The sequence below is a fragment of the Bacillus paranthracis genome, from assembly GCF_001883995.1.
Classification (GTDB): Bacteria; Bacillota; Bacilli; order Bacillales; family Bacillaceae_G; genus Bacillus_A; species Bacillus_A paranthracis.
On the sequence record NZ_MACE01000018.1, the window covers coordinates 527205 to 551596 of the forward strand.

A 24392-nucleotide genomic window follows, 5' to 3' on the forward strand; every position below is an offset into this window, starting at 1 on the left:
ACAAATATATCTATATCTTTCAATTTTTAAAACGCATCGAAATTTTCACCCAAAAATGTCATTTTACAAAACCGTGCTAAATTATCTACTTTATTTACATCAGGGTCTCTTTTCTTACAATTTCTTTACTTTAGGAATGTTTTTCTGCAACAACTGTTTTCTTTTCTTTAATTTTTTGGTATGTATAGTATGGTATAACAGCTCACACGGAGGTGGAAAAGAACATGTTAGAAACCTTTCAAAAAGAAATAGAACTATATGAAAGCAATGCAGAATTATTGAAAGTACTTGCTCATCCTGTTCGCTTATGTATTGTAAAAGGATTAATTGAACGCGGTCCAAGCAACGTTTCTACAATGTACACTGGCTTAAACATGCCACAATCTACAATTTCACAGCATTTAGCAAAGTTAAAAAGTGCTAAAATCGTTTCAAGTGAAAGAAAAGGATTGGAAATTTATTACAAAGTAGAAAACGAGACAATTATTCAACTCGTTCGCGTATTATTGGGTTAGGGACTCATAGACAGAAAAAAAGGATGTATTTTATATTTTTCATCTCATATCTTTAATATAAATATATATCATGAGAGGAAATATATGATGCTACATAAGTCGTATTAAAAAACAAGACACAGAACTATGCTGTGTCTTGTTTTTTATATTTTCAAATACCGATCCAAGTGTAACTGTTGCATATGTTTCGTATGTATAACAACATCACATGCACTCCCTAATCCTCCGCTCAAAATCATAGAATGAACTGCACGATTTTGTTTTTGAATTTCAGAAAAAGGATCCCGATCTTGATGATTCGTAAGCAGCTCTAGTATTCCTGCTGCTAACAAAAACTCAGATTGTTTCTTATGCCATACCATATTCATACCTTGCAGGCTAAACATTTCTTTCAGTTCGTCCCAATGAATATGAGTAGTAAGATCCATTTCACCTGGATACGCTAAAGGATTACGAATTAACTTATGCTCATAATATCCTCGTAAACTACCTTCTTGATGTGCAGGATGCATCCATTCTTCTTTTGTATATCCATAATCAACTGTAATACATACACCTCGTTGAAACCATTTCGCAATTTCTTTTATATATTCTTCCATCGCAATCGGCACTTCAAACCGCTGTCCTTCAGCAAGATGAATATTATATTTCAATAAGTATCGGCCAATTGTTTTATGTAATGGCCTACATACTTCTGCAAGTTTCCCTTCCTCTGTGTACGTAACACGTACTTCATACAATATTCCATTTCTCTTCTCAATTACTTCAACAGGAAATGCATCAAATAACTCATTCGAAAAAAGAATCCCTTCAAACGATTCTCCCATTTCATTATGCGATCTATAATATGACACATTAGAAAACAAACAAAGAGTCTTTTGCTGCAATTTTCTATGAAAAGGGCTCATTTCAATCATTGAATAGTTTAAATCAATAAAGGTTTCCGGTGATAATTGCTTCCATTCTTGTAAAACATCATAAGCAAACCTTCCTGTCCCCCCACCAATCTCACAAATATGTGGAGTAACTTCACCATTTTCAACAAGACGAATAAAAAACTTAGCAAAAGTTTTTGCAAACACAGAGGATACGTTGCTACTTGTAAAAAAATCCCCTTGTCTTCCTATTTTTTCACGTTCTTTCATATAATATCCATGTTCCTCTGCATATAATGCGAGGTTCATATATGTACTGTATGAAATTGAATAATCCTTTTCTTTTTCCATCCATTCTTTTAAAATGAGCTCCATCCCCATACTAGCTCCTTACTGTAAAAATGGATTATTTTCTTTTTCAAAACCAATGCTTGTTTCTGGACCATGTCCACATAACACCGCTGTTTCATCAGGTAATACAAATAATTTCTCTTCAATACTTCCAATCAACTCTGCAAAACTTCCACCAGGTAAATCTGTTCTTCCAATACTCATTTGGAATAATACATCTCCAGAAAATACAGCATTCGCCTCTTTACAGTAATAAGAAATACTGCCTGGAGAATGTCCTGGTGTCTCAAAAATTTCAAAGTTAAATGAACCAATTGCTAATGCACCTTCTGCATCAATAATATGATCAGCTGGTTTTGCTGTAATGCTGCGATTCATCATAAAGATTTGAGAACCATTTACAGTTGCATCGCCTAACCAATCTGCTTCTTCTTTATGTACGTACACAGGAATATGAAAAGCGTCTCTTACCGCATCAACAGCACCAATATGATCAAAGTGAGCATGTGTTAATAAAACAGCCAGTGGCTTTAATTGTTCTTCTTGTAAATATGTAACGAGCTTCTCTCCTTCGTGACCAGGATCAAAGATAATACACTCATTTTGCTCATTCGTTAAAATATAAGCATTTGTTTGTAATGGGCCTAACGGCATTTGTATCCATTTCATATGAAAATCTCCTCCAATTATTAAACTTACTTTCAATGATACAACATTTTTTTCTCTTAGGAAAAGAAAGGATGCTATCTCGACAATCATTTTTAAAACATGTACAATATAAAAGAGTAAATATTCCAAAAACTCATATTAAGGAATGGGTAGACAGAGGAGGATATTGTATGGGCCTTGTTATTATTTTTACGCTTGTCACTCTGTTAGCTGTATTTGCTACGCTTAGAACACTTCGCGAAAAGAATTTTCTCGCGGGCGGCTTTGCAATTGCAACTGTACTCGTTTTCGGATGGTTTACAATCATGACTGTTCTATATAACGGGTACCCACCAGCAGCTTAATTCATTTACATGCTCGTCTTCATCAAGATTTCGCACAAAAAGAGGAAGGGTTTCCCCTTCCTCTTTTCATACTTCACAACTTATATCATCTTCGCTTCGTATTTGTGCTTTTTTACAAGCCAAGCTCCTCCGATAACACCTGCATCATTACCAAGTGTTGCAATAGCTAACTTCGTGCTCTTTACAGCACGTGAGAAAGCATATTGCTCAAAATAGCGTTGAATTGGTTCTAAAAGTGCATCTCCAGCTTTAGAAACGCCTCCGCCAATAACGATTTTCTCTGGGTTCAACGTGCTAGAAAGGTTCGCTACAGCTAATCCTAAATAAGAAGCTACCTTTTCTACTACTTCGCCTGCTAGTTCATCACCTTGTCCATGTGCTTCAAATACGTCTTTTGATGTGATACGTCCTTCTTCTGCTAACATAGAACGTAGAATACTTTCTTTATCAGTCTCTTGTATTTTTTGCATAGCAACACGCACAATACCTGTTGCAGATGCTACAGTTTCTAGGCAACCAGACTTCCCGCAATTACATGGGAAAGCATTCTCTGTAACGACTGTAATGTGTCCGATTTCACCAGCAGCACCGCTTACGCCGTGTACAATCTCTCCATTGGCAATTACACCGCCGCCAACACCAGTGCCAAGCGTCATACAAATTAAATCTTTTGCTCCTTCACCAGCACCTTTCCACATTTCACCAAGCGCTGCTAAGTTCGCATCATTATCAATCACAACAGGTAATCCTGTTTCTACTTCTAATAAATCTTTTAACGGATAGTTCTTCCATCCTAAGTTAACCGCTTCATAAATCATTCCAGACGCCACGTGTACAGGGCCAGGAGCTCCCATACCAATACCGATTAACTTACTTTTTAATTCGCCTAACTCTTCTAACTTTTTATCAATAGCTTTCGCTACATCAAGTGTAATATGTTTTCCTTGCTCATTTATATTCGTAGGGATTTCCCACTTATGTAAAATTTCACCGTATACATTAATAAATGCTAATTTAATCGTTGTACCACCAAGGTCAACACCAACTAACCATTTCTCTTCCATGTTACTTACCTACCTTTATCTAATTCTTATTTAGCTCTTTTTGAATTTCTTGCTTCAATAAAAATAAAGCTGTTTGATAGTCTTGTGAATCGATTAGCTGTGATTGATTTAATTCACGCAATTCATCTTGCATTAATTGTAAATCTGCAATTCGATCTCCCGTATAAATAATCGTACCAAATTTCTTTAGCAATTGCTGAATATCATATATAGATAACATTTCATCACCCTCTATGCTCACTTACTATAAAAAATTATAATAAGAAAACGTTCACATATTTTATTATAATCAAGAAGAAAAAGTCTCGTCAATTTTTATTTGTCTATACAAGCCCATTTTTAACCATTGTTCCTTTTTCTGTAATAATTTTTTCTATATTTTTATCAAACGGCTCTATTGGAATATGGTCTACCATTTGAAAACTATAAGCTAATGATAGCGTTTTCCCTTTATAATGCATGAGATAACGATCATAATAGCCACCACCATATCCAATCCGTTCTCCTCGCTCTGTATAAGCTACACCTGGTACAATTTGAAGGTCAATTTCATCTGCATTCACTTCTTCCGTAAGCGCTGGAATTGGCTCACGTAAATTCATATACACTGTTTCCAATTGATCAAAATTACTAATTTGCCTAAAGGACATTGTTCTTGTTTCTTTATTACACTTCGGAACAACAACTTTCTTTCCTTCTTCCCAAGCTTTTTCGATAATAGGATATGTATTCACTTCATTTTCCATTGAAAGAGTGATTCCAATTGTTTTAGCTTCAGCCCACTCTTTTTGTGCATACAACGAAAATGCAATTTGCTCTGATAAAGTTGTATACCGTTCTTTTGATAAAGAATTCATGTGCTCTATTATTTGTTTACGTAAACGTAGTTTCTCTTCTCTCACACATTTTCCCCCTCACAGTGATACTTTGCTCTACGATGATAGTGTATCACTTTTAAGAGAGGAATCGAATAAAAAAAGAAACAGTAGGAAAATATTCCTACTGCTTACTTTGTTTCACGGTGTAACGTAGACTTCTTGTCACGCTTGCAATACTTTTTAAGCTCGATACGCTCAGCGTTGTTACGTTTGTTTTTCTTTGAGATATAGTTACGATCTCCGCATTCTGTACATGCTAGAGTAATATTCACACGCATTCTTATTTCCCTCCAGTACTAATAACTTAAATCAGACTATACTATAATACCACTTTTAAAATAAAAATTCTACACCTTTTGATATTGTCTAATTTTTTCTATAAGATTTTTCATGTTTTCCCTTGCTATTACTGGGTTTCTAGCATGTGAATACACTAAAAATTTCGGTTGTTTTGTGTCAGAAACGATATAAGACCACTCTTTTTCGGTATATTTGAACTGTACTCCTTCAAATATGCCTTCTTCCTTCCTTTCGATATCAGCCAATAATTTCCTCATCACCTTCCCTTTTTCATTCCACGAACATACAACTTCATCACAAAGTAAATAAAGCGGCGGGGATTGCTCTACTATGCTGAGAAAGGTTTTTCCCTGCAATGCTATTAACTCGAATAATTTTCCAATTCGATATAAAATATCTCGCTTCCATCTCGCTTGAAACGATTTTTTTTCATCCTGCGTATAAAATAGAAGATAACATTCTCCTAATTTCAAAGACATTGGGTAAATATTTCCTGCCGATTCCAGTAATAAATCTGGAATATCAATCTCTTCAAAATCCGTCCCTTGGTAAATATTACTATGATTATCATATAACTCGAAATAATTTCCTTGCTCTGAAAACATAAGCGCCATATTTGCTTTACTTGATTTCATTAAAGCTTTCACATGATCCTTTTGTTCACCAGCATAAATCCACGTAACTGTGCATCCGAGTCTTTGCAAAAAGAGCATAAGCAAATGTTGTAACATATCATTTCTCTTATTAATAAGAAGATGGAACTTCTGTTTTTTTATTTTCTCAATATCAATACGCTCTAATACAGCCTCTATATAATTATGTAAAGAAACGTGTACTAGCTTATTCCGCCCCATTTCCTTCTCACATACGTAATAAAACGACTCAGACATATACACTTGTTCTATCGCTTTTTGCTGCTTATACGTTAACTGTGCCCCATCCTTACCATACAACTTTATAACAATCTCTTTTTCTTTTTCCGCTTGAATGAAAACCCCGCCCGCACATTGCAAATCTTGAATGCTGTACTGAAAAAGTGATTCGTTCATTTCTTTGCATTCCATCGTATGAATCCCAATACCATGAATTGCATGAAGAAAAAGATTTTTATAAGAAGTCGTTTCTATATGTTCTTGACTCCCGATTAATATACTTTCCCCTTTTGTAAAAAGAGATCCGTACGCCATCGCAACCTTTACAATAAATTGAGGCGTAATCTCCACATTACCTCTTCCTACAATGCGGCTTTTTTGCAACCATCCTGCACTCTTCTCACTTTCTTGAACACCAGCCGATCCTACTACCGAATGACTATCAATCGCCTTATATGGCCATAGTTTTCCCTTTTGCTTAATTACCGTACTTTTCCCTATATGACAATGGTCCGCTACAATGCTTTTTTGAAACAATGTAACATCATCTTCCACCATTGTATGTTCTCCTATTGTCGTTTCTAGTAACTCACAATATTTCCCAATGTGCACATTTGCAAAAATAATACTCTTTTGAAGATGAGAATAACTTGAAACAACACTATTTTTCCCGATAATAGAGTATGGCTCAATTACAGATCCAGCACCAATTCTTACTCCTTCACCAATAAAAGAAGGACCGTGAATTTTCGTTCCTTTTCCAATCGTTACCCCTTCTCCCATCCATACCATCGGTAATACTTCCGTATACGGGATAGGTACTTGCAATTTTTTCGTTAACAAATCAAATTGTGCTTGTCGATATTGATCAAATGTACCGATATCTAACCAGTAACCTTCTGACAAATATGCAAATAATGCGTTCTTATTTGCCAATAACGGAAACACATCTTGACTAAAATCAAAAAATTCTCGGGGCGGTATGTAAGAAAAAATTTCTGGCTCCATAATATATATACCTGTATTCACAATATTAGAGACTACTTCATTCCAACTCGGTTTTTCTATGTATCGTGTAACCTCTTGTTCTTTGTTCATTACAACTAAACCAAATGAGAGTGGATTTTCTACTTCCTTTACAAACATAGTTACCATTCTTTTCTTTTGTTTATGAAACGTAATTCCTTCTGATAATTGAAAATCAGTTAACGCATCCCCACTTATGACAACAAACGGTTCATCCAAAAATTTTTCCGCTTGTTTAATACTCCCTGCAGTTCCAAGCGGTGGAGAGTCTTCAAAGTAGTACAAGTTAACGCCCCATTTGCTACCGTCACCAAAATATTGCTTAATAGCTGTACTCATATACTGAACAGTAATTGCAATCTCACGTATACCATGCTGACGCAATAATTCAATGTTGTATTCTAAAACTGGCTTTTCTAATAATGGCAACATCGGCTTTGGAGTATTACATGTTAATGGTCTAAGGCGTCGTCCTTTTCCTCCAGCTAAAATAACCCCCTTCATATACTTCAGCCTCCACTTATATAATGTTCAGTAACTTCATATACGATATGTATATTATCTACCCAGCATTAACTAGCAGTATAAAATAAAGTGAAACTTTAATCAGTGGAGGTTTTCTTCATCCCCTACTGATTATTAGCCTTGACCAATCGGGCCGACAGGCAGTAAAGTTCCCCTTATATACATTCACCTTTCAACAACTGAAGAAAGCGCTTACTATTAACTTTTAAAATATTACTTAATAAGCGAATAACATATACGCCCTATTTTTTCCATTATATTATGATACATCTTATCATCATAAACTAAAGGAAACAACGAGCTTTTTTTGTCATGTTTTGACTAAAAAAAGCAGGTGATGTTTCACCTACTTTTTTCTTTATTCATTTAATAAGTAATGCTTTCCCTTTACTAAATAAAAAACATTTTCAGCAATATTTGTAATATGGTCTGCTACACGTTCGATATATCTCGCTACAAAGGATAATTGTGTAATTTGTGTAATTGCTTCTGGTTGTTCTGGAACTGCAGATATAAATTCACGAATCGCTTTCCCATATATTTCATCAACAGAATCATCCATTTCGGCAATTTGCTTCGCAAAAGTTAAATTTTCTTGCTCATATGCATCTAGCGCTAACTGTAACATCTTATTTGCAATCGCAAACATCTCATCAAGATTGTGCAAACTAACAGACACGTCTTTTTCCCCGAGACGAATGGTTGATTTCGCAATATTAACAGCATGATCTGCAATCCGTTCTAAATCTGTCGCTGTTTTAATTGAAATGAAAATCCTTCTTAAATCACTCGCTACAGGTTGCTGCTTCGTAATGAGCATAAGCGCAAGATCATTTATTTCCTCTTCTAAATTATCCATACGATAATCACCATCTATTACCTCTAACGCTTTCTCTACATCCTTTTTATGAAGCCCTTCCATAGCAAGCAATAAAGCTTCTCTCGCTAGTTCACCAAGCTCAATCACTTTTTGCTGTAACGTTTTTAAATCACATTGAAATTGTTCTCGTACCATTGTTTCTTCCCCCTTAATATTATGTGCCACTATATATAACTCTCCTACCTAGCCTACTTATAATAAACCTTAAGATAGGAGAAGTATTACTTCTCCTATCTTAAGGTAAAAATAAGAAATACCCTCTGTTAAGAGGGTATTTGCTCTTAGCCTTGCTAGCGACATCAACCGAATCGGCCTGTAATATAATCTTCTGTACGCTTATCTGAAGGTGTCGTAAATAATTTATTTGTATCTGTATACTCCACAACTTCTCCACTTAAGAAGAAAGCAGTTTTATCTGAAATACGCGCAGCTTGTTGCATGTTATGCGTTACGATAACGATACTAAAATCTTTCTTTAACTCTTGAATTAATTCTTCTACTTTTAATGTTGAAATTGGATCTAGTGCTGATGTTGGCTCATCCATTAAAATAACGTCTGGTTCAATCGCTAAACAACGTGCAATACATAGACGCTGTTGCTGTCCACCAGATAAACCGTATGCATTATCATGCAAACGATCTTTTAACTCATCCCAAATCGCTGCTCCACGTAAACTTTTTTCAACAATTTCATCTAACGTTTTCTTGTCGCTAATCCCATGAATTTTCGGGCCATATGCTACATTTTCATAAATAGATTTTGGAAATGGATTTGGTTTTTGGAACACCATTCCTACATGTGTTCGTAATTCTTCAACTGGATATGATTTATCAAATATATTGCGCTCTCTATATTCAATTACGCCTGTAGTTCGCACGATTGGTACTAACTCTACCATACGATTTAATGTTTTTAAGTACGTTGATTTACCACAACCACTTGGCCCGATAATTGCTGTAACTTCATTCTCATGAATACTTAAGTTAATATCTTTTAAAGCATGGTCTTCTCCATACCATAAATTTAAGTTTTTCGTATCAAATACTACTTTCTTTGGCGCAGTCTCGATTTTCTCCTCGTTTTTCACCTGTACATTTACTACTGTTGCTACCATTTGAATTCCCCTTTCATCCATTTCCAACTTATTTTCGATTTCGTAACCATAGGACAACTATATTGATCAAGAGCAACAAACCTAACAAAACAATCATCCCAGCAGCTGCTACATACTGAAATTCTTCCTGTGGTCTACTCATCCAATTAAAAATTTGAATTGGTAAAACTGTAAATCTATCAAACATACTAAACGGAACATAATTTGCAAATGCAAGTGCCCCGATAACTAATAACGGTGCCGCTTCTCCAATCGCTCTTGATATCGCTAACGTACAACCTGTTATAATTCCTGGGAACGCATATGGCAATACAACTTGATACATCGTTTGCCACTTCGTAGCACCTAACCCGTAAGAAGCTTCTAATAATGACCTCGGTACAGATCGTATCGCTTCTTGACTCGCTACAACAACTGTCGGTAAGACGAGTAAGCTCATCGTCAGTGCCGCTGCAATAATACTCTCACCTAAGTGAAGAGCGTATACAAAAATGGTTAAGCCGAGTAATCCAAATACGACGGAAGGTACTCCCGCTAACGTTTGATTATTAATTTCTATTACCTTTTTAAATATAGATTCCTTCGCATATTGCTCTAAATAAAGAGCAGTTCCGACCCCAAATATAAAGGAGAGTGGTATAACAATACTCATAAATAATATTGTTCCTGACAAAGCTGCAGCAATCCCAGCTTCTTTCGGATTACGCGAAGCGAAGTTTGTAAAGAAATCTAACGAAAGGTAACTGACACCTTTTTCAAAAATTTGAAAAAGCAAAATAAGCAGGATTACTATTGAAAACAAAATTGCCATATAAAATAACAATTTGTAAATTCGATCTTTAAAAAAACGTGATGCCATATTTTCTTGTATTTTTTTATGATTCAACATGCGCATATTATGTCACCCTCCTAAAGCGGCGCATAATAAACTGCGAAATGATGTTCATTATAAAAGTAAACAAGAATAACGTTGCGCCTACAGCGTACATGCTGTAATAAGTAATTGTTCCATGCGGAGCATCACCTAAACTCACTTGCACAATATAAGCTGTTAACGTTTGAATAGAGTGTGTCGGATCGAGAGATACGTTCGGTGTGGACCCTGCTGCAATTACAACGATCATCGTTTCACCGATTGCTCTTGAAGCAGCTAATATAATCGCTGCCATAATCCCTGCGAAAGCTGAAGGAAACACGACTTGTTTTACCATCTCAAACCGAGTTGCTCCAAGTGCCAACGAAGCTTCTTTCGTTCCTTTTGCTACAGCTCTCATTGCATCTTCAGACAGAGATGCAATTGTAGGTATCATCATAAAGCCAATAACAATACCTGGACTAATCGCATTAAAAAACTGTAAATCAGGTATAATCCGTTGTAAAAGCGGTGTAACAACTGTTAATGCAAAAAAGCCATATACAATTGTCGGGATACCTGCTAATAGTTCTAACATCGGTTTTAATACTTTTCTTACACTGTTTGAAGCATATTCACTTAAAAATACGGCACACGCTAAACCGATAGGAACTGCTACGCACATAGCGATTGCTGTTACAAGTACCGTTCCACATATAAGTGGTAATATACCGAATTTAGGATTTTCAAAAAAAGGTAACCATTCTTTCTCTGTCAAAAAGGAGAGCAATGATATTTTTTTAAAAAACATTATTGTTTCATTAGAAAGCGTAAAAATAATTCCAAGTGTCGTCGCAATAGACACGCTAGCAATTATTTTTAGTAATAATGGAACGATTCGATTGATTCGCTGCGTTTTTTTTCTATGTTTTGTATTTCTTTCAATCAAATGTTGTACAGAAAATGTAATTTGACTTTTGTCATTATAAGCCAAAGATGAAAACCCCTTTCCACCCTGACATTACCTTTTTATTTCTGTTAACATCCGCAGCTGTTCATTGTATTTTTCTTTTGGTAATTTTACATATCCAACCTCTTCAGCAAGATTACCAACATGCTGAATCATAAACTCAATATAATTTGCTACATTCATTTTATTTCGGATAGATGCATGATTCACATAAGCGAATAGCGACCTAGATAACGGCTTATACTCACCTGATTGGATGGTATCTTTCGTCGGAAGTACACCATTCACTTTTATTGCTCTCACCTTATCTCGATTGGCCATATAATAAGCATATCCTACAAAACCAATGGCATTTTTATCATTCATTACCCCTTGCATAATAACTTGATCATCTTCAGACAAAGAGACTTTTTTTACAATGCGACTTTTTTGTAAGATGACATTTTGAAAATAATCATACGTACCAGAGTCTACACCTGGCGCATAAAACTTTACCTGTTCACGTGGCCATGATGAATGAATTTGTGACCATCGCTTTTCACTTTCATCTTCACTCCATAATAGACGTAACTCGTCTACCGTCATATTATCTACCCAAGTATTTTGACGGTTCACAACGATCGTAAGGCCGTCATAAGCGACTTCAAACGGTGTAAACTGAATGGAGTTTTTCTTCATTTCATTTTCTTCCACTTGTTTCATTACTCTCGAAGCATTATTTATATCTACTTCTCCTTTACTGAAACGATTAAATCCTCCTCCTGTCCCAGAAACACTGATGGAAATTTTCACGTTTGGATGCACCTTTGTATATTCCTCCGCTACTGCTTCTATAATAGGAAAAACCGTTGAGGATCCATCAACTCTCACTTCTCCCATTTCATTCACAGCAAATGCAGTAGACGTGCCAACATAAAAGAAACATGTAGACAGTATGAAAACTTTAATTGATGCACTTATCCATTTCACGTGTTCTTCCTCCTAGAAGTAACCGGAAATAACAGGATTACAGATATAAGAATACTGCTAAACTATTAATTCGGTTTTAATTGTTTGTAAAAGTTTTGTAAAGTTCCACAAGAATCAACATTAGGTAAATTATTAATCCGTAGCCACTGTTCATCTTCACTGAGGATTGGTCCATAACTTCCATAGTGAATGCATACGTATTATTTGCAAGGTCCCTTAAAATTCCGATATGATCTGCTTGTCCACTTTATTAAAACGTATGCATGAATCAAAAAAAAAAGCACACTATCTTTTCAGATAGTGTGCTTTTTTTACAACTTTTTTATTCATCATCTTGCTTTTTATTTTTCTTATCTATTTCCTCTTGTGTAGCTTCGCCATTTTCTACCTTTTTCAAATCAAAGTACGCGTCCATAATGTCACGACTGATATATCCGTTAATACCTGATTTATCATCTACCCAAGGGACAACAACAGAAAATGCTACTTCAGGGTCTTCAAGTGGCGCATAACCTACTAATGTTAAGTTATATGTTTCTTTACGCTCACCGTTTGCTTTTCTACCAATCTCTTTATCTCCGCCATACACAGTTTGAGCTGTACCTGTTTTACCAGCAGCTTTATATGATGCGCCTGTAAAGTATTTCGCAGCTGTACCACCAGACTCATTAAATACTTGTCTAAATCCTTCCTGAACACGTTTAATTTGTGATTCAGGCATATCAATACGGTTTAGTACTTTTGGTTCCATTGAGTGAACGACTTTTCCAACTTCGCCTTGTTTCGCTTCCGGTTGACGAATTTCTTTTACAACTTGCGGCTGCATACGGTAACCACCATTTGCAATTGTTGAAACATACTGTGCTAATTGAAGTGGTGTATATGTGTCATACTGTCCAATTGATAAATCTAATAAGAAACCAGGCTGATTTCCTCTACCTATTTGACCCGCAGATTCGTTTGGTAAATCGATACCTGTTTTTACACCAAGTCCAAACTGTCCGAAATAATAGCGCATCGTATCAAATGCTTTTTTTGGTACATCTAACGTACCACCTCTCACATATTGAACACCTGCGATATTCATCGCTGTTTTAAACATATATACGTTAGAAGACATTTTTAATGCTGTCAGATCATTAATAGATCCCATCGTCTTCCAAGAAGATTTTTTCGGCGTTCCTTTCAATACGATTGGTTCATCCAGTTGGTAGGAACCCGGTTGAATCGCTTTTGTTTGATATCCTGTAAGTACTGTTGCACCTTTTACAGTTGATCCCATCGGATAAGAACTTGTCATCGTTCCTAATGCGAAATCTTGCACTTTCGTTTCGCCATTTTCTTCCACTAACTGTTTCCCTGCCATAGATAAAACTTCACCATTTTTTGGATTCATCATTACAACGAATGCGCGATCTAAAAGAGGTTGTCCCCCTTTATATCTCAATAAATTTTTCGTGATAATTTCTTCTACACGCTTTTGTAATTCCATATCAATTGTTAAATTCAGATTGTTACCACTTTGCCCTTTTGATACATTAATCGTTTCTAAAATATTACCGTTTTTATCCGTAATATTTCTCACTTCCGCTTTATTACCGTGCAAACTATCTTCATATTGCTGCTCAAGATAACTTTTCCCTACGCGGTCATTTCGATTATAATCACGAACAAGATAGTAATCTAGTCTTTCTCTCGGTAAGCCTTCGTCAGAAGTTGTTACACCTCCAAGTACACTTCGGAACAAATCGCCATCATATGCATATTTTCGTTCCCAATCGACACTTGTATCTACTCCCGGCAATTGCGCTAAATTTTCACTAATAATCGCATATTCTTCATCTGTAGCATCCTTTTTAATGACTTGTGGCGTCATCGCATATCCGCCGTCCATTTTGCTTTTAATCGCTAGCACTTCTAAATCTTTTGCGGATAATTGATTCACTTCTTCTTCTGTCACGCGATTTCGTTGACGCTCATCTAATTCTTTATCGTCAATTTTTTTATCTTTAAACTCTTGACGATCTTTTTTCGTAATTTTTTCTTGCGCTTCTTCTTTATGAATAGCAAGCCAATAATCTTTTTTATCGCGATCTGTTAATTTATCTGTCGGTACTTCAATCAAATCTGCTAATCTTTTCGCTGTTTCTAAGCGAGCCTCTGCAGTTGATCCTTTCATTTTTGTAAATGTAATCGTACGTACAGCTGCATTATCTACTACAGCTCGCCCATAACGGTCAAATATTTTCCCACGTGGTACAGGATTACTTATCGTCGAGTTTTCTTTCCTCTCCACTTCATTCTTATATTCCTCACCGCGAACAATTTGTACATAACCAAGCCTTACAATAACCGCGGAGAACATTAAAAACACGCAGAAAAACAGCACGTTTAACCGAAAAGGAACGTGAGTCTTTTTCTTTTGTTGTTTCTGCTTCTTGCCCATACAAACCCCCTCTACCAACAGCTATGTAATTTGAAAGGGACACCTTCATACAGGTGTCCTCACTGCTGTCTTACATCTTTTTCTATTCTAGCATAAAACAAACGATAAGTTAACCTTCTGGTTCTGTTTGATTCTGCGTGGTTCCTTGCGCTACGACACTTGTGTTCCCTGCATTTCCTTCATCATATTTGACATTTTTAACTGCAAAATAAATAAGAAAATGTCCAGCACCTAAAATACATAGTAAGACAGGTAAACTCTTTTCAGGCGGAAAGAATAATACAGCACATAAAAAACTTAAAACTGAACAAATTCTCCCGGCATTTAACCATAATTCTCGGACAACAACATACTCTACACGCCACTCTCTCGCATTTTTCGCTCTACCAATTATATCATATGTCATCGATCCATATGGAACGAGTAAAATAGGGTATGCAATCGCAATGCATGCTGCATAAATAAGTAATTTTGTGTATGTAACATTGAATATAACTAAAAATACAACAGCATATAAAATAATGCCTCCAAGTAAAATTGCTTTTTTTCGCCACTCTTTCTTTAACATACGGGCGACTAAATAGTAACATACAAATGATACAGCAGAATTTACTAAGCTATATTTCCCTAATGCAAGCTCACTATCGGTTGCTAAGTACACATATACTGAAATAACAAAAATGAATGTCCCCTCTCTCAATCCTTGGAAAAAATGAGCGTGTGTAATTCTCCCCCAATTTTTATCAATCCGTCGCTCTTTCAAAACTTGTGTAACCTCATAACGACCTTCACATTCTCTCTTAGATACAAAAAAGCTTAAAACGACAGCAATTGCAAATAACAATAACGAGAGAAAGAATATGACCGTATAACCACTCCACTTCTCCATACGTGAAATTGTGTATCCAGCTGCTATCGGTCCAATCATGCCAGAGAAGGATGTAAGAAGCCCAAGAAACCCGTTAAAGAAATCTCTTGTTTCTGGTTCTGTAATCTCAAATGTTAATAAGTTAAACGCGAGCCAGTAAAAACCATATCCGACTCCTAAAAGAGCCCCCATTAATAAAATATAGTGAGAAGCGCTTTTCCCCGCTACTAAAACAACGATAAAAAAAATCGCTAACGTGCCTACGCCTATTCGTAACAAGATCGAGCGATCAATACGCTTCGCTAATTTCCCACCTATAAGAAATGTGAGGGGCTGCAATACAACGCTGGCCAAATTATACAAGCCGAGATTCACATAATTTTGTGTTTGTTTCCATAAATAAATGTTAACAAACGTATTCGATAAAGAAATTGCGAGCGTGTATAAACCTCCAATGAGGAGTAATAACACTAAATCCCGATTCACTTCAACGTCACCAATTATATGTTTCCACTTCATACACAACTCTCCTTTACTTCATGTTCTAGTCTTCCAAAGACAAGCTCAATTATGTAAAAGGAAAGCATAGAAAAAAGCTAGGAGCATTCTCCTAGCTTTTTCTATCGTTATTACAATTATTTTGCTTCTTGGTAACGTTTTTCAGCAGCGTTCCAATCTACAACGTTCCAGAATGCACCGATGTAGTCTGGACGACGGTTTTGATAATTTAAGTAGTAAGCATGTTCCCAAACATCTAAACCGATAACTGGAGTTTTACCTTCAGTTAGAGGAGAATCTTGGTTTGGCGTGCTTGTTACTTCTAACTCACCATTATTTACTACTAACCAAGCCCAACCAGAACCGAAGCGAGTTGCGCCAGCTTTTGCGAATTCTTCTTTGAATGCATCGAAGCTTCCGAATTTCGCTTCAATTGCAGTTGCAAGTTCGCCTACTGGTTGTCCGCCGCCGTTTGGAGATAAGATTGTCCAGAAGAATGTGTGGTTAGCATGTCCGCCACCATTGTTACGTACTGCTGTACGGATTGCTTCTGGTACTTCGTTTAAGTTTGCAACTAATTCTTCTACGCTTTTGTCAGCTAATTCTGCATGACCTTCTAAAGCAGCGTTTAAGTTTGTGATGTACGTGTTATGGTGCTTTGTATGATGGATGTTCATTGTTTCTTTGTCAAAGTGAGGCTCTAAAGCATCATACGCATAAGGTAAATTTGGTAATTCGTGTTTTGCCATTGTTATATTCCTCCCAGTTTATGTATTGCCACTTAAGTGACATACAACTACATTCTACCCTAATTGCCATAGGGTGCAAACAAATAAATCACATTGTCTTGCTATCATTAAAGTAGCAAAATTCCCACTTCTTTTCAATTAAAATGCTCATATATTTCATAAAAAAAGCTCCCTTCTACAAGGAAGCTTCCTACTGACATAATAAACAGGTGAAATGGATATGGACCCTGTAGGACTCGAACCTACGACCGGACGGTTATGAGCCGTCTGCTCTAACCAGCTGAGCTAAGGGTCCACAATTATGTATGTAATAATACATCAAATAAAGGAATTCCTATCGGATATACCCTTTAAGAAATGTAAGATAAATTTACCATATAGAAAAGAAAACTGTCAATTGTATTTTTTTCATTTAAAAGAAGAAAATTAATAAAAAGAAATTTAGTTATCGCTACTATATGTAAATATAATATATCTTGAGATTCCCTAGATTCCTACGTTACAATGATTTTATACATACATAAAGGAAGTGAATCTATGTCCATATTTGCCCAATTAGTCAAAAGCGTATATTCGCCTAAAGATATGGCGCTATTCCGTTTTCAAAAAATCGGAAAAACCATTTTGTATATTATGCTACTTTGTCTAATCACTACTATTCCAAGAACATTCTTTTACGGTAGCTTTATCCAAGATAGTGTTACTATGGTAAATCAAGCAATTGAAAAAGATTTACCTGATTTTAAAATCGAAAATGGTGAACTAAAAGCTGATATTGAACAACCTATTCAAAAAGAAGAGGGAGATGCTCTTTTCGTATTTGATCCAAATACAACAGATATCGAAAAGTATCAAAATAAAACTGGTTTATTTATTTTAAAAGATAAAGTAGTTTCTATAGGAAATGGCCAGACGCAAACATACTCCTACAATGATTTATTAGGGACATCTCTTGAGAAAAAAGATTTGCAAGATTTCATTTCTGTATTCGATAGTATTTATCCAATTTTATTAGCTGTTATCGGAGTGTTAGTATATCTATTCCAATTGTTCATTACTTTCTTAGGAATTACTTTACTTGCGTTTATCGGTTCTGCTATGAGTGGTCAACGTAAATTATCTTATAAGCAAGTATGGACGTTAACTGCCTACAGCTACACAATTCCAACCATCTTCTTTATGATTATGGATTTATTCAAAATCGTTGTACCTGGCTCAACATTCATTTATATCGCAGTTGTTTTAATTGTCCTATACTTAACAATTAAAGAAGTTCCAAAACCGAACGAAAAAAATGCCTAAATAGGCATTTTTTTTTTGGACAAGCATATATTCCTAGCAAAGGAGTGAAGAATATGAAGAGATTAGGTATATTCTTATTCGTGCTTGTTCTTGGTTATATATTTTATTACGATATAAAAATCGGCACTTTACCGATGTTAAGTTCATATAAAAAGACAAATGCGGCCGAAACGATAAAACAAGAAAGTACAAATACAAAACAAAAGAAAGAAAACAAAGCGGAAAAAGAAACAGATGTCACTTATAAAACAATTGAAGTCAAAACAGGTGATACGGTTCTTTCCATTACAGAAGCGATTAATAAGAAGAAAATTCCTTCTATCGAAAAAGTAATTGATGATTTTAAACAATTAAATAAAAATACACCTGCTACAAAAATACAACTTGGAAAGTCTTATAAATTCCCGTTATATCAATAAGCAATCACTTAATCCTTGTCAATTACATAAAGGCGCTGATACAATAGTAAAAGTGAAACCGAGCACTTCGGTTTCTATAGCCCTGTATCACGTATACTATCATTGATATAAGGGACTAAATAAGAAACTTCTTTTATAAGGAGAGCGATCTATTCGTGAATGAAATGACTCATCGTACAAAAACACGTCCAGTTAAAGTCGGTAATTTAACAATTGGCGGTAATAATGAATTAATTATACAAAGTATGACAACAACAAAAACACATGATGTTGAAGCAACAGTTGCTGAAATTAAACGTTTAGAAGAAGCTGGCTGCCAAGTCGTGCGTGTTGCTGTTCCAGACGAACGCGCAGCAAATGCTATTGCTGATATTAAAAAACAAATCAACATTCCACTTGTTGCTGATATTCATTTTGATTATCGCCTTGCTTTAAAAGCAATTGAAGGCGGCATTGATAAAGTACGTATCAATCCAGGTAACATTGGTCGTCGCCATAAAGTAGAAGCTGTTGTAAATGCAGCAAAAGAACGTGGTATTCCAATCCGTATCGGTGTAAACGCAGGTTCATTAGAGCGTCACATTTTAGAAAAGTACGGATACCCAACTGCAGATGGTATGGTTGAGAGCGCCCTGCATCACATTAAAATTTTAGAGGACTTAGATTTCCATGATATTATCGTATCTATGAAAGCCTCTGATGTTAACTTGGCAATTGAAGCATACGAAAAAGCTGCACGTGCTTTTGATTATCCACTACATTTAGGTATCACAGAATCTGGAACGTTATTTGCCGGAACTGTAAAAAGTGCCGCTGGTCTTGGAGCAATCTTAAGTAAAGGCATCGGAAATACACTACGTATTTCATTAAGTGCTGACCCAGTTGAAGAAGTAAAAGTTGCGCGTGAACTATTAAAGTCATTCGGCCTTGCATCTAATGCAGCAACACTTATTTCTTGTCCAACTTGCGGTCGTATTGAAATTGATTTAATTAGCATCGCTAACGAAGTGGAAGAGTACATTTCTACACTACAAGTACCAATTAAGGTTGCAGTACTTGGCTGCGCCGTAAATGGTCCTGGGGAAGCTCGTGAAGCTGATATCGGTATTGCCGGCGCGCGCGGAGAAGGACTATTATTCCGCAAAGGGCAAGTCGTTCGTAAAGTACCAGAAGAAATAATGGTAGAAGAACTGAAAAAAGAAATCGACGTAATTGCTGCTGAAATGGCTGCTGAACGAGAAAAAGAAAAAGAAACACAAGAACAATAAAAAGAAGGTTGCCCACAACATTTGTGAGCAACCTTCTTTTCTACGTAAAAAAGCTCGTCAGTTATAGAACTAACGAGCTTTTACTTTGCACATTTTGGACAACGTCCGTATATTTCAAACTTATGACCTGTTACTTCATAACCATTAAAATCTTTATTCATAAAATCCATCGGGCAAGAAGTAATCTCTTTCGTCCCTCCGCAATCTAAACAAATAAAATGATGATGATGTTCCATAATAGAACATGTAAAACGAAAATGTTTTTCACCGTTTAATTCCGTTTGTTCTAAAACACCGATTTCAGCAAACACCGTTAAGTTACGATAAATCGTGTCAAAGCTAAGACCTGGATAATCATCCTTCATATGCTCTAAAACGTCCTTCGCTGTTAAATAACGATTGTGAGCTGCAAATAACCTGAGCATTTCTTCCCTTTTCCCAGTATGTTTGTATCCTTTATCTTTCATTAGGCGTAAAGCTTCTGTTAGATTCATATCTATCCCTACTTTATGCAGTTTTTTTCTTTTTCCATAAAATCGCACCAATTAAAATAAGAACCGCTATCATAACAATTGTACCACCTGGTGCTAAATCAAGTTGATACGAAGCAAACATTCCACCAATTACTGCAATTTCACCAAATAAAATGGAGAAGAAAATTGTTTGTTTAAATCCATTCGCAATACGAATACTTGCTGCAACTGGTAACGTCATTAATGATGATACGAGAAGAACCCCCACTACACGCATTGATACCGCAATGACAAGCGCAACCAATATAATGAAAATAAAGTGAATCCACTTTGCACTCAAACCGGTTGATACAGCGTATTCTTCATCAAACGATAGTAAAAATAACTCTTTGTATAATAAAGTAATCATTACAATAACAACAATTGCTACAATGCCGATAATTATTAAATCCGTACTTGTTACAGCACTTACACTACCAAATAAATAACTAAATAAATCTGTGTTAAACCCATTTGCAAGTGAAATAAAAATAACGCCAATCCCCATTCCTGCTGAAAGAATAATTGGAATTGCTAATTCTTGATAATGTTTATATACAGTACGTAGTTTTTCAATAAGTAACGCCCCACCAATAGAAAAAATCATCCCCATATATAACGGATTTAAAAATCCCCCTGTGAAAATTGTTTTTTCTAGTAGTAAACTTGCAGCAATACCCGATAATGTCACGTGGCTTAATGCATCCGCAATAAGCGACATGCGGCGAATGACAACAAATACACCGATAAGCGGCGCAACAAGTCCTATTAAAATTCCTGCATATAAAGAGTTACGTAAAAAGTCATATTGTAAAAAATCTTGTATCATTATATCCTCCCGTGATGCTCATGCTCGTGTTCTAAACGATGAACATGGTGTCCATATAAGACGGACATTTCTGCATCTTCTAACTCTCGGAACTTTTCTACATTTCCATGGAAATGTAAATGTTTGTTTAAGCATGCAACATGTGTTACTTTCTCGGTAACAGCTCCCATATCATGCGTAACGAGAATTAATGTGATTCCTAGCCTTTTGTTTAAATCCTCTAATATCTCATAAAAACTTTCTACATTCTTCACATCAATTCCAACAGTGGGCTCGTCCAAAATAAGTAATTCAGGATCACTAACGAGCGCACGAGCAATAAATACGCGCTGTTGTTGTCCACCAGAAAGTTCTCCAATATTACGCCCTTGAAACTCACTCATTCCTACATCAGCAATCGCTTTTTCTACCTTTTTCTTATCGTTTTTCGTAAAAAAGCGAAACAGCCCTTTTTTCGAAACGAGTCCCATTGACACAACTTCAAACACAGTTGCCGGAAAACCAGAATTAAAGCTATTTGCCTTTTGCGACACATAACCAACTTTGTTCCATTCTTTAAACTTCTTACTATCAACACCAAACAAACGAATGCTTCCCTGTTTTGGCTTTAAAACGCCTAATAAACATTTTAGCAAAGTGGATTTCCCTGAACCATTTGGCCCAACTAAACCTAAAAAAGCTCCCTTCGGAACTTGCAAATTTATATCTTCTAACACATTTCGATCTTCATATCGAAATGACAATCCTTCTATTTCTAATATATTGTTCATAGCATCTCACCTATTTTAATTCAGAATGATTCCGATTTATATCTATTTGAATTATAGTACAGCTTATTATAGTTGTAAACCAATCTGCCTAAAATATATCTACTTTTTCAAGAAACCTTACTATTATAACAAAAAGCAGAGAAAAATTCTCTGCTTTCAAAAGATATTATAATTAATTTTTTAGTGAATAGCCGATTTAAACTTACCACCATTTGTCTCTTGTGTACTCATAATCGTAACAAACGCATTCGCATCAATTTCATACACAATTGATTTTAACTTTGTCACTTCTAGACGTGTTACCACTGCATAAATAACTTCTTTTTCTTTATCCGTGTAACCGCCTTTCGCTACAAGCTTTGTAGTTCCACGACCAAGACGATGCAAAATCGCATTTGATACTTCCTCATATTGATCTGATACAATTAAAACAGCTTTCGTTTCATCTAAACCTTGAATGACTGTATCAATTGTTTTGAATGCAATGTAGTACGTCATAACAGAATACATCGCTTGTTCCACACCAAATACAAATGCTGCCCATGCAAAAATGAATAAGTTCACAAACATTACAAATTCGCCTACGGAGAAAGGTAATTTTTTCGTTAATAAAATACCCATAATTTCTGTTCCGTCCATTGATCCACCATGACGAATAACAAGCCCTACACCAAGCCCTAAAATAAGACCACCAAACACTGTCGCTAAAATTGGCTCTGTTGTAAATGGCGGAACAGCATGTAACGTTGATTCAATAAACGCTAAAGCTACAATACCGAACGCCGAAGATAACATGAACGTTTTTCCAATTTGCTTATAACCCGAATACATAAATGGGATATTGAGAATAACGACTAAAGTAGAGAAACTTAACCACCAAATATTAGGAGTAAGATAATCTAATATAAGAGAAATACCAATAATTCCACCATCAATAATTTTATTTGGCATTAAAAATAATTCAATCGCTACCGCTGCGCATGCTGCTCCAAAAATAATCATAACTAAACGATACATAAGATGGATAACACTTTCTTTTCGATGTTGCTTCTGCTCCATAAGTCCTCCCTTATACTCTTTTTCTATAGTTTTGTCCTTATATTATAACATACGCTTCTTTTTCTCATGAAAAAAGAAGCCCTATATGAATATGTACAAGCTACGTACTCATATATTTCGATAGAAGAACGTGTGAAGGAGGATAACTCGATGAACCTCATTAAACAACTTGTAAATAAAAAATTAAATCATATTTCTACAAAGGAATTATTGAAATATAGTAAAGAATATGATGTTCCAATTACGACTGCACAAGCTGATCAAATTGTTGGACTTATGAAAGGAAAGAATATTAACATTTACGATAATGACGAACGACTAGCGCTCTTAAAACAAATAGCTCAAGTAACCTCGCCCGCTACTGCCCAACAAGTAAATACTTTATTTCAACAACTACTAAAATAAGGAGGGGATATTCCCCTCCTTATTGCTTATTGCGCTTTAATTTTCTCAAGAAGCCCTTCATCAAAAGTACCATTTTTCAGCATTTCGATTTCCAATTTATATGGCGGCTTCTTGTCCTTTTTATCTTCACCTACATATGGTGTTTCCAGAATTTTTGGTACGTGCATTAATTGCGGATGATGCACAATATGATGCAATGCTTTATAACCGATATGACCGAAACCGATATTTTCATGACGGTCCTTTCCTGCGCCGCGTACATTTTTACTATCATTAATATGAAGTACTTGTAAACGATCGATACCAACAATCTTATCAAATTCGTTTAATACACCGTCAAAGTCATTTACAATGTCATATCCTGCATCGTGCGTATGACACGTGTCAAAGCATACCGATAGTTTTTCATTATATGTTACACCATCAATAATTTTTGCAATTTCTTCAAAGCTACGGCCGCATTCTGTTCCTTTTCCTGCCATCGTTTCTAACGCAATGTTCACCGTCTGATCTGGCGTTAATACTTCATTCAGTCCTTTAATAATTTGTTGAATGCCAGCGTCTGCCCCTGCACCAACGTGCGCACCTGGGTGAAGAACGATTTGTTTTGCCACACCTAATGCTGATGTTCTTTCAATTTCCATACGAAGGAAATCTACACCTAATTGGAATGTTTCTGGCTTCGTCGTATTTCCAACATTAATAATATATGGCGCATGTACGATAATCTCTTCGATACCGTTTTGTTCCATATGTTTTCTTCCTGCTTCTATATTCAATTCTTCAATTGGTTTTCTTCTCGTATTTTGCGGTGCACCTGTATAAATCATAAACGTCGTTGCACCGTATGAAACAGCCTCTTCACTTGCTGCTAATAACATTTTCTTACCACTCATAGAAACATGAGATCCAATCTTTAACATACAATCACCTCTTCAATATACAATAGATATAATGATAGCATAATTTGTAGAAATATGTAGTGAATTGTTTGTTCACAAAAAACGCACTACATAAATTTATACGACTATTTAAACAGACTATACTCTTCATTTACATTA

General features: G+C 35.6%; 26 protein-coding genes and 1 tRNA gene. 6 read left to right on the forward strand and 21 right to left on the reverse strand.

Annotation, left to right across the window (positions count from 1 at the left end; translation table 11 throughout):
* Nucleotides 1–224: 224 nt before the first annotated feature.
* Complete coding sequence (locus tag BAQ46_RS08995) at nt 225–515, forward strand: ArsR/SmtB family transcription factor (protein WP_000894375.1); 291 nt, start codon at nt 225–227, stop codon at nt 513–515.
* A 143-nt stretch (nt 516–658) separates the two neighbouring features.
* Here BAQ46_RS08995 and BAQ46_RS09000 read toward each other — a convergent pair whose 3' ends face one another.
* The gene (locus tag BAQ46_RS09000; protein WP_071741840.1) at nt 659–1771 is read right to left on the reverse strand and encodes a class I SAM-dependent methyltransferase; all 1113 of its coding nucleotides are present in this window, start codon (nt 1769–1771) and stop codon (nt 659–661) included.
* Between the two features lie 9 nt (nt 1772–1780).
* Nucleotides 1781–2410, reverse strand: coding sequence for an MBL fold metallo-hydrolase (locus tag BAQ46_RS09005; RefSeq protein WP_000871248.1), 630 nt, complete (start codon nt 2408–2410; stop codon nt 1781–1783).
* Nucleotides 2411–2580: 170 nt separating this feature from the next.
* Here BAQ46_RS09005 and BAQ46_RS09010 point away from each other — a divergent pair, with 170 nt between their 5' ends.
* Nucleotides 2581–2754, forward strand: a complete 174-nt coding sequence (locus BAQ46_RS09010) for a DUF2759 domain-containing protein (RefSeq protein WP_000524853.1) — start codon at nt 2581–2583, stop codon at nt 2752–2754.
* 80 nt (nt 2755–2834) lie between these two features.
* Here the strand turns inward: BAQ46_RS09010 and glcK are convergent, their stop codons facing one another.
* From glcK to BAQ46_RS09080, 14 genes are all read right to left on the reverse strand, one after another.
* Entirely contained in the window at nt 2835–3818 is a 984-nt protein-coding gene (gene glcK / locus BAQ46_RS09015) for a glucokinase (protein WP_061132152.1), read from the reverse strand.
* 19 nt (nt 3819–3837) lie between these two features.
* Nucleotides 3838–4038, reverse strand: a complete 201-nt coding sequence (locus BAQ46_RS09020; RefSeq protein ID WP_000949156.1) for a YqgQ family protein — start codon at nt 4036–4038, stop codon at nt 3838–3840.
* Between the two features lie 103 nt (nt 4039–4141).
* The gene (locus BAQ46_RS09025; protein WP_061132151.1) at nt 4142–4720 is read right to left on the reverse strand and encodes a 5-formyltetrahydrofolate cyclo-ligase; all 579 of its coding nucleotides are present in this window, start codon (nt 4718–4720) and stop codon (nt 4142–4144) included.
* Between the two features lie 104 nt (nt 4721–4824).
* Nucleotides 4825–4974, reverse strand: coding sequence for a 50S ribosomal protein L33 (gene rpmG / locus BAQ46_RS09030; RefSeq protein ID WP_001265616.1), 150 nt, complete (start codon nt 4972–4974; stop codon nt 4825–4827).
* 69 nt (nt 4975–5043) lie between these two features.
* Entirely contained in the window at nt 5044–7398 is a 2355-nt protein-coding gene (locus BAQ46_RS09035) for a sugar phosphate nucleotidyltransferase (RefSeq protein WP_071741841.1), read from the reverse strand.
* A gap of 379 nt (nt 7399–7777) precedes the next feature.
* On the reverse strand, nt 7778–8434 hold the full coding sequence (phoU, locus tag BAQ46_RS09040) for a phosphate signaling complex protein PhoU (protein ID WP_061132149.1): 657 nt from the start codon (nt 8432–8434) through the stop codon (nt 7778–7780).
* Nucleotides 8435–8598: 164 nt separating this feature from the next.
* Nucleotides 8599–9414 (reverse strand): phosphate ABC transporter ATP-binding protein, encoded by an 816-nt coding sequence (pstB, locus tag BAQ46_RS09045; protein WP_000226683.1) that lies wholly within the window; start codon nt 9412–9414, stop codon nt 8599–8601.
* A 28-nt stretch (nt 9415–9442) separates the two neighbouring features.
* Nucleotides 9443–10309, reverse strand: a complete 867-nt coding sequence (gene pstA, locus BAQ46_RS09050; protein WP_001242539.1) for a phosphate ABC transporter permease PstA — start codon at nt 10307–10309, stop codon at nt 9443–9445.
* A gap of 1 nt (nt 10310) precedes the next feature.
* Nucleotides 10311–11261, reverse strand: a complete 951-nt coding sequence (gene pstC, locus BAQ46_RS09055; protein WP_000323875.1) for a phosphate ABC transporter permease subunit PstC — start codon at nt 11259–11261, stop codon at nt 10311–10313.
* Nucleotides 11262–11288: 27 nt separating this feature from the next.
* The gene (gene phoX / locus BAQ46_RS09060; protein WP_000871259.1) at nt 11289–12206 is read right to left on the reverse strand and encodes a phosphate ABC transporter substrate-binding protein PhoX; all 918 of its coding nucleotides are present in this window, start codon (nt 12204–12206) and stop codon (nt 11289–11291) included.
* Between the two features lie 322 nt (nt 12207–12528).
* Nucleotides 12529–14652 (reverse strand): peptidoglycan D,D-transpeptidase FtsI family protein, encoded by a 2124-nt coding sequence (locus BAQ46_RS09065; protein ID WP_071741842.1) that lies wholly within the window; start codon nt 14650–14652, stop codon nt 12529–12531.
* Between the two features lie 109 nt (nt 14653–14761).
* Nucleotides 14762–16039 carry an MFS transporter gene (locus BAQ46_RS09070; protein ID WP_071741843.1) on the reverse strand — a complete coding sequence of 426 codons (1278 nt, stop codon included), beginning with the start codon at nt 16037–16039 and terminating at the stop codon, nt 14762–14764.
* Nucleotides 16040–16155: 116 nt separating this feature from the next.
* Nucleotides 16156–16767, reverse strand: coding sequence for a superoxide dismutase [Mn] (gene sodA, locus BAQ46_RS09075; RefSeq protein ID WP_001052031.1), 612 nt, complete (start codon nt 16765–16767; stop codon nt 16156–16158).
* A 221-nt stretch (nt 16768–16988) separates the two neighbouring features.
* A tRNA-Ile gene (locus tag BAQ46_RS09080) sits at nt 16989–17062 on the reverse strand.
* A 242-nt stretch (nt 17063–17304) separates the two neighbouring features.
* On the opposite strand from BAQ46_RS09080, the gene BAQ46_RS09085 reads away from it, so the two are divergent.
* The 3 genes from BAQ46_RS09085 (at nt 17305) to ispG (ending at nt 19756) form a co-directional block, all read left to right on the forward strand.
* Nucleotides 17305–18069: a DUF1189 domain-containing protein gene (locus BAQ46_RS09085; RefSeq protein ID WP_071741844.1), complete on the forward strand. Its 765-nt coding sequence runs from the start codon at nt 17305–17307 to the stop codon at nt 18067–18069.
* Between the two features lie 53 nt (nt 18070–18122).
* Nucleotides 18123–18488, forward strand: a complete 366-nt coding sequence (locus BAQ46_RS09090; protein WP_000825406.1) for a hypothetical protein — start codon at nt 18123–18125, stop codon at nt 18486–18488.
* A 164-nt stretch (nt 18489–18652) separates the two neighbouring features.
* Nucleotides 18653–19756, forward strand: coding sequence for a flavodoxin-dependent (E)-4-hydroxy-3-methylbut-2-enyl-diphosphate synthase (gene ispG, locus BAQ46_RS09095; RefSeq protein ID WP_011040674.1), 1104 nt, complete (start codon nt 18653–18655; stop codon nt 19754–19756).
* A gap of 80 nt (nt 19757–19836) precedes the next feature.
* Here ispG and BAQ46_RS09100 read toward each other — a convergent pair whose 3' ends face one another.
* The 4 genes from BAQ46_RS09100 to BAQ46_RS09115 all read right to left on the reverse strand — a co-directional run bounded on the left by BAQ46_RS09100 (nt 19837) and on the right by BAQ46_RS09115 (nt 22926).
* A complete protein-coding gene (locus BAQ46_RS09100; RefSeq protein ID WP_001054512.1) occupies nt 19837–20250 on the reverse strand; it encodes a Fur family transcriptional regulator in 414 nt (137 codons plus the stop codon).
* Between the two features lie 13 nt (nt 20251–20263).
* Entirely contained in the window at nt 20264–21097 is an 834-nt protein-coding gene (locus BAQ46_RS09105) for a metal ABC transporter permease (RefSeq protein WP_071741845.1), read from the reverse strand.
* A complete protein-coding gene (locus BAQ46_RS09110; RefSeq protein WP_001059652.1) occupies nt 21097–21867 on the reverse strand; it encodes a metal ABC transporter ATP-binding protein in 771 nt (256 codons plus the stop codon). The genes BAQ46_RS09105 and BAQ46_RS09110 overlap by 1 nt, the downstream gene beginning before the upstream one ends.
* A 180-nt stretch (nt 21868–22047) precedes the next feature.
* A complete protein-coding gene (locus tag BAQ46_RS09115; RefSeq protein ID WP_000435966.1) occupies nt 22048–22926 on the reverse strand; it encodes a YitT family protein in 879 nt (292 codons plus the stop codon).
* 150 nt (nt 22927–23076) lie between these two features.
* Here BAQ46_RS09115 and BAQ46_RS09120 point away from each other — a divergent pair, with 150 nt between their 5' ends.
* Entirely contained in the window at nt 23077–23331 is a 255-nt protein-coding gene (locus BAQ46_RS09120; protein WP_001048963.1) for a DUF2624 domain-containing protein, read from the forward strand.
* 26 nt (nt 23332–23357) lie between these two features.
* Here the strand turns inward: BAQ46_RS09120 and BAQ46_RS09125 are convergent, their stop codons facing one another.
* A complete protein-coding gene (locus BAQ46_RS09125) occupies nt 23358–24254 on the reverse strand; it encodes a deoxyribonuclease IV (RefSeq protein ID WP_000912469.1) in 897 nt (298 codons plus the stop codon).
* Nucleotides 24255–24392 lie beyond the last annotated feature (138 nt).

Bases quoted from the DNA above. Each gene is read 5' to 3' on its own strand.
- BAQ46_RS09125 (WP_000912469.1), bottom strand. From the start codon at position 24,254: ATGTTAAAGATTGGATCTCATGTTTCTATGAGTGGTAAGAAAATGTTA.
- BAQ46_RS09005 (WP_000871248.1), bottom strand. From the start codon at position 2,410: ATGAAATGGATACAAATGCCGTTAGGCCCATTACAAACAAATGCTTAT.
- BAQ46_RS09065 (WP_071741842.1), bottom strand. From the start codon at position 14,652: ATGGGCAAGAAGCAGAAACAACAAAAGAAAAAGACTCACGTTCCTTTT.
- BAQ46_RS09090 (WP_000825406.1), top strand. From the start codon at position 18,123: ATGAAGAGATTAGGTATATTCTTATTCGTGCTTGTTCTTGGTTATATA.
- BAQ46_RS09010 (WP_000524853.1), top strand. From the start codon at position 2,581: ATGGGCCTTGTTATTATTTTTACGCTTGTCACTCTGTTAGCTGTATTT.
- BAQ46_RS09105 (WP_071741845.1), bottom strand. From the start codon at position 21,097: ATGATACAAGATTTTTTACAATATGACTTTTTACGTAACTCTTTATAT.
- glcK (WP_061132152.1), bottom strand. From the start codon at position 3,818: ATGGAAGAGAAATGGTTAGTTGGTGTTGACCTTGGTGGTACAACGATT.
- rpmG (WP_001265616.1), bottom strand. From the start codon at position 4,974: ATGCGTGTGAATATTACTCTAGCATGTACAGAATGCGGAGATCGTAAC.
- BAQ46_RS08995 (WP_000894375.1), top strand. From the start codon at position 225: ATGTTAGAAACCTTTCAAAAAGAAATAGAACTATATGAAAGCAATGCA.
- BAQ46_RS09100 (WP_001054512.1), bottom strand. From the start codon at position 20,250: ATGAATCTAACAGAAGCTTTACGCCTAATGAAAGATAAAGGATACAAA.
- BAQ46_RS09020 (WP_000949156.1), bottom strand. From the start codon at position 4,038: ATGTTATCTATATATGATATTCAGCAATTGCTAAAGAAATTTGGTACG.
- sodA (WP_001052031.1), bottom strand. From the start codon at position 16,767: ATGGCAAAACACGAATTACCAAATTTACCTTATGCGTATGATGCTTTA.
- BAQ46_RS09120 (WP_001048963.1), top strand. From the start codon at position 23,077: ATGAACCTCATTAAACAACTTGTAAATAAAAAATTAAATCATATTTCT.
- BAQ46_RS09035 (WP_071741841.1), bottom strand. From the start codon at position 7,398: ATGAAGGGGGTTATTTTAGCTGGAGGAAAAGGACGACGCCTTAGACCA.
- phoU (WP_061132149.1), bottom strand. From the start codon at position 8,434: ATGGTACGAGAACAATTTCAATGTGATTTAAAAACGTTACAGCAAAAA.
- BAQ46_RS09000 (WP_071741840.1), bottom strand. From the start codon at position 1,771: ATGGGGATGGAGCTCATTTTAAAAGAATGGATGGAAAAAGAAAAGGAT.
- BAQ46_RS09070 (WP_071741843.1), bottom strand. From the start codon at position 16,039: ATGAAGTGGAAACATATAATTGGTGACGTTGAAGTGAATCGGGATTTA.
- BAQ46_RS09115 (WP_000435966.1), bottom strand. From the start codon at position 22,926: ATGGAGCAGAAGCAACATCGAAAAGAAAGTGTTATCCATCTTATGTAT.
- BAQ46_RS09110 (WP_001059652.1), bottom strand. From the start codon at position 21,867: ATGAACAATATATTAGAAATAGAAGGATTGTCATTTCGATATGAAGAT.
- pstB (WP_000226683.1), bottom strand. From the start codon at position 9,414: ATGGTAGCAACAGTAGTAAATGTACAGGTGAAAAACGAGGAGAAAATC.
- ispG (WP_011040674.1), top strand. From the start codon at position 18,653: ATGACTCATCGTACAAAAACACGTCCAGTTAAAGTCGGTAATTTAACA.
- BAQ46_RS09085 (WP_071741844.1), top strand. From the start codon at position 17,305: ATGTCCATATTTGCCCAATTAGTCAAAAGCGTATATTCGCCTAAAGAT.
- pstA (WP_001242539.1), bottom strand. From the start codon at position 10,309: ATGCGCATGTTGAATCATAAAAAAATACAAGAAAATATGGCATCACGT.